Here is a 6,579-nt window from a genome sequence, read left to right as displayed (position 1 = left end):
AAAGTTGGAGTGTACAGTAAAGATCACAAAGTAGATATGACGATTGGACAAACCTCAGCACTAGTCGATGGACAAAAGAAAGACTATGGCACGCAAATTATATTGAAGCAAAATCGGACGTTTGTTCCACTGCGCTTGGTTAGTGAGGGTCTCGGCGAGAAAGTAGAATGGGATAAGATTGGTCGTTGGGTGTGGATTGGAAACAAGGATTTTAGGAGTACAGATGATAAGAAATTTAAGCTGACGAAGCTGAGTGATTTTAAGGCTTATACTAAAAGTGACGTATACTTTAAAAATATAGAGGGCAAGAGATTTTCTGGAATAAAGATCATCAAGGAGAGCGATCTCCCGCTACAGTTGGGGAACAGCCAAATAGTTTACAGTATTGATATGGTTAAGAGAAAAGCAACAGGGAGAGATTTAGTCCAAATTCGGAGTAGTCATAGAGGAAACCCAATTGCATTTTTAATGAAAAATAATCATGTAAAAGGGCGTAGCGTTATTGATGTATCTTTTGTTAATAACGGTGATAAAACAGGAATGAATTATTATCCCGTTATTAGTGAATCAGACAAATTTCAAAATGGAGAATACATTTCCAACTATACTGACTGGATGAATTTCAAAGTAAAACAATCTGATTATATTCTACTTGAAGACGGCGATCTTGTTGATTATGCTGTGGCAATAGTCAATCCATTCAAGTGAGTGCTAATCAATGAATATGAAACGATTGATCAGCACTTTACTCAGCTCAGTATTAATTCTGCTTTCTGTAACGCTATTATTTACGTTTCGCCCCGTTCAGGCTGAATCAGGAGTATACTCTATCAGCTCTAACAGATTGTTGCAAGATGAAGATAATCCCAATCTATATTACTTTGTGGGGATGGTGTATTACGAGGTATGGACAGATGGAGAACGTGATGAGTAGAATACAAGTGACCCCGGAGCGATTGTTTGGAGCGGCACGAGAGGTCGAGGAGACTCGCGAGCAAATGGAAGATACGCGCGAGGAACTCGTTCGCTTGATTCGTTGGATGGAATCGATGTGGTCGGGGATGGTACGAGAGTGGTTTCTAGAACGATTCGAAGAGAACCAGCCTAGGATGATCGAAACGTTAGAAAGCTTGGCCCACATTGCGAAGGAGCTTCGAGAGATTGGCGTACGTTTTCAGCAGGCGGATGAAGTCAGCGGAGCAGCCGTAGCAGGAAACGTAGCGACAAAGTCGATTGGGCTGAAAGCAACGCAGAGCAATGATGACAAGGGGTATCAGATGAAGTACGATCCCCAGTTCCATATTTGGTTACCTGTCAATGAAAAGGGCGTAACCGATCAGGCAGCCCTGCAAGCGTACGAACGAGATCATGGGAAGATCGATGTGACTAAGATGGTGCAACCGCCAGGGGCCAATCCTGCTCTGGAACAGGATCTGACTCAGTTACAGATTGAAGCATTCGAGTTAGGAGTAAATCCTTTTACAGGAGAGCCTGTCACAGACGATTACGCCAAGATGATGATCTCCTCCTTGAAATGGAGTCAGATTGTAGCCGGGATTGGGATGGTCACGGGAAGTATGAAAAGTGGCAAGGGTCCCTATAAGGGCCGCGGAACCAGTGCAGCACTGGGCAAGGTGAAGCAGACGATTCGGGATGCGAAGGCGAGCCAGGCTGCTAAGGGACAGGGCGGGCTTACAGCAAAAGAGGTTGTTGCCCCATCAAGTGGTAAAGCAATCAAGGTTTATACAGATGGAAATACAATTATACCGATTGATAAAGTTGAAAAATATATAAGAGGTAGAGTAAACGTTAATATTCAAGAAGTGAATAAAGAACTTAGGGAATTAAAACAGATGAGGCAGACACAAAGAAAGATATTTGATGCAGACCCTCAAAATGCAGAACGTATTAAACGTCTCGACTTAATGAAGCATAATTATGAGCGTTCAGATGACATGAGAAAAAAACTTGAGTCAATTGGGCTAAATGATACACCAGAGAATAATCAATCTATTGCTAAACACCTTTTAGATGTAGGAAAAAACATTACACCCGAAAATAGATTGGATTTCCCAAGTACATTAAAAGGTTCGAAGGGACGAGTTAAAGTTCTAACAACATGGAGTATAGTTGACGGCAAACCTTATTTATCAACTATTAAGTTAATCCCAATCAAAGATTAACAGGATGAGGTGAAATATGGACAATAAGGATTTAGAAAGTGCGTTGGATAGACTGGATATTGAAGGAAAAAATATTGAAAATATGAATAATGCAGAAATTATTGCAATTATAACCGATTTAGTTGATTTAGATGAAGTAACTACTGCTTTAACAGAACTCTCTATAAGAGATAAGGAAGTAGCCGTACCTCATTGCCTTAAAATACTCAAAGAAGACTTGGGAGATGAATTTCTTCAAGCTGTTGCATTTAATTTGCTTTATGAAGTTGACCAAGAAAAAGCAAAAGAGATTATTTCGCAGAAATTAACAAATTCATCTACAGCATTGATAGGAGCTATAATGGATAATTTATCAACCGATAGCTTGCAGCCATTCGGAGAGTCACTCTCATCTGAGTTTCTCAATGCAATCTTAGAAAGATACTTTGAACTAAGTGACGCCGAAAAGGAACGTATTCATGATAACTACGAGTGGTTCAAAGAATCTTTTGTAAAAAAATTAAGTATCATGTAATACGCTATTCAGTCACATTAAACAGGTTAATTATGGTTAATATGCCAAATAATTAGACTGTTTTTTTCATTTATATATTTGTTGATGGAGGTAATGCTAGACGGGATCTAATTCAGTTACAAATTGAAGCATTCGAGTTAGGAGTAAATCCCTTTACAGGAGAGCCTGTCACAGACGATTACGCCAAGATGATGATCTCCTCCTTGAAGTGGAGTCAGATTGTAGCCGGGATTGGGATGGTCACGGGAAGTATGAAAAGAAGGATTATGTTGATATTAGAAGTGTTGGTATGAGTGATATTGAACAGGTTGCAAAAAATACTGGTATGACAGTGGAAGAAATTAAGGCCATGAAATAACACATGTTTTTTGATAAACATAAAATTCCTTTAGATGATCAAAGTTATCGAGTTGGTCACTTTACTCCTGATTTGGAGGTTGGATTTATATGGAAAGTAGCGCAAAAAGGTGAGCTGGATCCAAAACAAAAAAAGTGGTTTCAAGAGTTAGCTAAACATGAATTAACTGAAAGTGAAAAAATGAAACAAGGCTATCCATATAAAAATCCTGGTTCGTATCAAAAAGATAGTGATGATTTTGGTTCAGATCCTCCTGGTGCACATGATTCAGCTTCTAACCAACCTTCATTTGAACTTCCTGGAGGATATGAATATTATGCGAAAAAAGTTCTTGAGCAATAAAATAGAGAAGAAAGGGCGAATAATTTATGTGGAATCTCAATCAGGCAATTAAGCGTATTTCTGCAATAGATTGGAGTATTATTGGGAACAAGCAAGCAAGGTCACATGTTCATCTGAGTAAAGAATACTTAAGAAGAGCATCATTATTTCTCGAATACTACCCTGGACCTTGTAGGTATCCTTTTATTGTTATTTCGAATTCTATAACTAAACCACAGGTGAATGTTGATGATTTGCAAATATTAAAGGAGATCGACAACAGTTATGTTAGAGAAATCGCCAAAAGTTATTTAGAATTAAATGCGCTCATGGATGAAGGAAATCAAATCGCTATTGATAATAAAGATTTGTTAGAGCCAGCAATAAAGCTTTATGAGAGAGGAGGACATTTCTTTATAAGAGGAGGTTATTTAAATGTAGCCGGTGCTACTGATCTTCTTTCGCTTACAAACCGAGTTGAAAGGGAACCCCTTGATATAAGCGATGAAACCTTAGATGCACTTGATAATGGTCAGAATTCGTGAGTGGTCTTCCAGTCCCAAACATTTCCATGATTTGTGGTTAATGAGATGGTAAGACCTTTTGGGAAAGAACTCTCACAAGAGACCATTGATATTCTCGTTGGAGCCCTGCTGCCAGGATGAGTAAAGATCAGCAAGTAGACGAGAGCTCTATGTCTTTCTTCTAGGCGGGGCTAAGAAGTGGAACTCCTTTTATCAGTTAACAGTAGCCGCCTGGAAGGCTTATGTAGGATGCTGAGATGGGCTTGCTGTGCAGTCAGGCACATTGATAGTGGAATACAGACGTGTTTTTCGTTCAATTTGCTTGGGTGAGTAGGCCGTCTTTTTCCACGCTCCCGAGACAACAGTATCCATTTCCCAATCTTCGAACGTTTCGCCAGGATGGGCGTCTTTAGGGCTTACTAAAATGAGTTAAACTGCGGCATTGCTCATGGGAGCTCTCTTTAAAGCACTCGGTTGTTCTTGTGACTGCATTCTACAAGAATCTGGCCATGGAACTATACTGGTGGCAGTTTGTTTAGTTTGCGTTGTTCTAGGTGTTGGTAGTAAAAATGGGACGTAGTTGTAATTCTCCGCTCTGGCTTGTTCATGATTCTTAACCATAAAGACTTTCTGTTTTGAGATGCGAGAAGAAGCCCTCTATTAAGGAATGCAATAATTTTGGCATGTAATATTGGCTTAAAGTCGGCTTTAGCAGGTTATTGGCAATACGGTTTTTGGTTTTGAAGAAGTGTAATTTGAAATGTTCATATTTAATTCACAAAAAATATTCTTACTATTTCCAATTTTGAATGTTTTCTTGAATCTATGGAACTAACGAAATGGGAATTGAAGCCAAACGAAAGTACATAAAAGTATAGGAAGAAGAGTGATGATTAACATGAAGAAATTGTTATTGACTGTACTAGCAGGTGTATCCATGGTGGGTATGATTGGATCGGGAACAGAGTCAGCAGCAGCGGCAGGTGCACCCAAACAAGTCGAAGTACTCTTGAACACGATTAAGATGAAATTTCCAGATGCCAAACCGTTCCAGGATGCTCAAGGTAGTGTTATGGTTCCCATTCGATTTGTATCCGAAGCGTTAGGTGCAAAGGTTACATATTCTAAAGAAGGCAAAGTATCGAAAGTTGGAGTGTACAGTAAAGATCACAAAGTCGATATGACGATTGGTCAAACCTCAGCACTAGTCGATGGACAAAAGAAAGACTATGGCACGCAGATTATGTTGAAGCAAAACCGGACGTTTGTTCCGCTGCGTTTGGTCAGTGAAGGTCTCGGAGAGAAAGTCGAATGGGATAAGATTGGTCGTTGGGTGTGGATTGGGAACAAGGATTTCAGAAGTACAGATGATAAGGAATTTAAGCTGACGAAGCTGAGTGATTTTAAGGCTTACATGAAGAGCGATAATCTGTTTAGAAATTCTGCTGATGAAATGTATGGTGGTGTGAAAATTATCAAAGAAACGGATCTGCCTATCCGACTAGGTGACAAACAGGTGGTCTACAGTATTGATAAGCTAAGAGACAAACAAATGAATATGGATCTAATCCAAGTTCGCAGTAGTCAGAGAGGAAATCCCATTGCTTTTATGGTGAAAAATGATTTCACTAAATTTCGTGGCGTGATCGATGCAGCTTTTGAAAATAACGGGGACAAGACGGGGATGAACTACTATCCAGTAATCAGTCAAATAGATAAATTCCAGGATAGCGAATACATTCAAAATTACACTGGATGGATGGACTTTAAAACTTCGCAGGCAGATTATATTTTGCTTATAGATGGCGACCTCTACAATTACGCGGTTGCGATTGTTAATCCGTTCAAGTGAGGTCACATCAGTGAAAATAAGACGATCAATCAGCACTTTATTTAGTCTGGTGTTTATTTTGTCTTCTGTATTTGTACTATTTACGTTTCGTCCAGTTCAGGCTGAACCAGGGGTATTCTCCATCAGTTCTAACAGATTGTTGCAGGATAAAGATAATACGAATCTGTACTACTTTGTAGGAATGGTGTATTACGAGGTCTGGAGTAATTCTGCAGGAAATTGGACAGGAGCAGGACACCATCCTAATTCTAATGTTCCAGAGGTGGACGGTGGAATTTACGAGTTTACATTTGCATCGAACCGAAAGGTCAAAAGCATTTCTGTCGAACAATTTAAGTATGACTGGAAGTCTCCTGACGGCTAACTACTCCTTGGCGACCTGACGTTTGAAAAGTCCAGAACTGGAGAGTTAAAAAAAAATCCTAAATCGTATTATGAAAATGCTACTTCATTGGTGGATTACAATAGCTATAAGAATACGCCTGTCGATGGGATCGGCACAAATAAGGCTCGAAAGAAAGTGTTCGTAAACAATGGCGTACTCAAAGCAAGATATCCTGTAGATCGAAAGTTGGAAGAGATAAGGGACAATAAGGTAACGTTTGCACCAAAGGTAGAAGGATACCGATACTACTTCCCAACCCTTTTCAAAATCGAACTTGAACACCTGTGGGCAAAGCTGTTGTTAAATACTGGACTACCACAGGGCAAAGTTTGGATGGTGTAGACGGCTTCGCTAACCAAGAAGTGCGGTTGGAGAAGGATCAGCCGTATAACTTTATTCATACTGCTCCTGGTGAAAAATACACCTACGAGGGTCACAAAAA

General features: G+C 39.6%; 7 protein-coding genes. All 7 read left to right on the top strand.

The features are described 5' to 3' along the window. Positions 1-708 (top strand): copper amine oxidase N-terminal domain-containing protein (locus tag DFQ00_RS28340; protein WP_110899734.1); only part of this gene is annotated, 708 nt, incomplete at its 5' end. Between the two features lie 206 nt (positions 709-914). Beyond that, the gene (locus DFQ00_RS28335; RefSeq protein ID WP_167433871.1) at positions 915-2,183 is read left to right on the top strand and encodes a WXG100 family type VII secretion target; all 1,269 of its coding nucleotides are present in this window, start codon (positions 915-917) and stop codon (positions 2,181-2,183) included. A 16-nt stretch (positions 2,184-2,199) separates the two neighbouring features. After that, a complete protein-coding gene (locus DFQ00_RS28330) occupies positions 2,200-2,697 on the top strand; it encodes a hypothetical protein (protein ID WP_110899731.1) in 498 nt (165 codons plus the stop codon). A 361-nt stretch (positions 2,698-3,058) separates the two neighbouring features. Next, positions 3,059-3,397 carry a hypothetical protein gene (locus DFQ00_RS28325; protein WP_110899730.1) on the top strand — a complete coding sequence of 113 codons (339 nt, stop codon included), beginning with the start codon at positions 3,059-3,061 and terminating at the stop codon, positions 3,395-3,397. A gap of 26 nt (positions 3,398-3,423) precedes the next feature. Continuing rightward, a complete protein-coding gene (locus DFQ00_RS28320) occupies positions 3,424-3,921 on the top strand; it encodes a hypothetical protein (RefSeq protein WP_110899729.1) in 498 nt (165 codons plus the stop codon). A gap of 868 nt (positions 3,922-4,789) precedes the next feature. Further along, a complete protein-coding gene (locus tag DFQ00_RS28315) occupies positions 4,790-5,752 on the top strand; it encodes a copper amine oxidase N-terminal domain-containing protein (protein ID WP_244214028.1) in 963 nt (320 codons plus the stop codon). Between the two features lie 10 nt (positions 5,753-5,762). Continuing rightward, positions 5,763-6,116 (top strand): hypothetical protein, encoded by a 354-nt coding sequence (locus DFQ00_RS28310; protein WP_110899728.1) that lies wholly within the window; start codon positions 5,763-5,765, stop codon positions 6,114-6,116. The last annotated feature ends 463 nt before the right edge of the window (positions 6,117-6,579 follow it).

Source organism: Paenibacillus barcinonensis, from assembly GCF_003217495.1.
Taxonomy (GTDB): domain Bacteria; phylum Bacillota; class Bacilli; order Paenibacillales; family Paenibacillaceae; genus Paenibacillus; species Paenibacillus barcinonensis.
The sequence above is the reverse complement of the archived record's forward strand: the minus strand, read 5'-3'. Positions and strand labels throughout refer to the sequence as shown.

Coding starts and splice junctions, on each gene's coding strand:
- DFQ00_RS28335 (WP_167433871.1), top strand. CDS start 915: ATGGAGAACGTGATGAGTAGAATACAAGTGACCCCGGAGCGATTGTTT.
- DFQ00_RS28330 (WP_110899731.1), top strand. CDS start 2,200: ATGGACAATAAGGATTTAGAAAGTGCGTTGGATAGACTGGATATTGAA.
- DFQ00_RS28325 (WP_110899730.1), top strand. CDS start 3,059: ATGTTTTTTGATAAACATAAAATTCCTTTAGATGATCAAAGTTATCGA.
- DFQ00_RS28320 (WP_110899729.1), top strand. CDS start 3,424: ATGTGGAATCTCAATCAGGCAATTAAGCGTATTTCTGCAATAGATTGG.
- DFQ00_RS28315 (WP_244214028.1), top strand. CDS start 4,790: ATGATTAACATGAAGAAATTGTTATTGACTGTACTAGCAGGTGTATCC.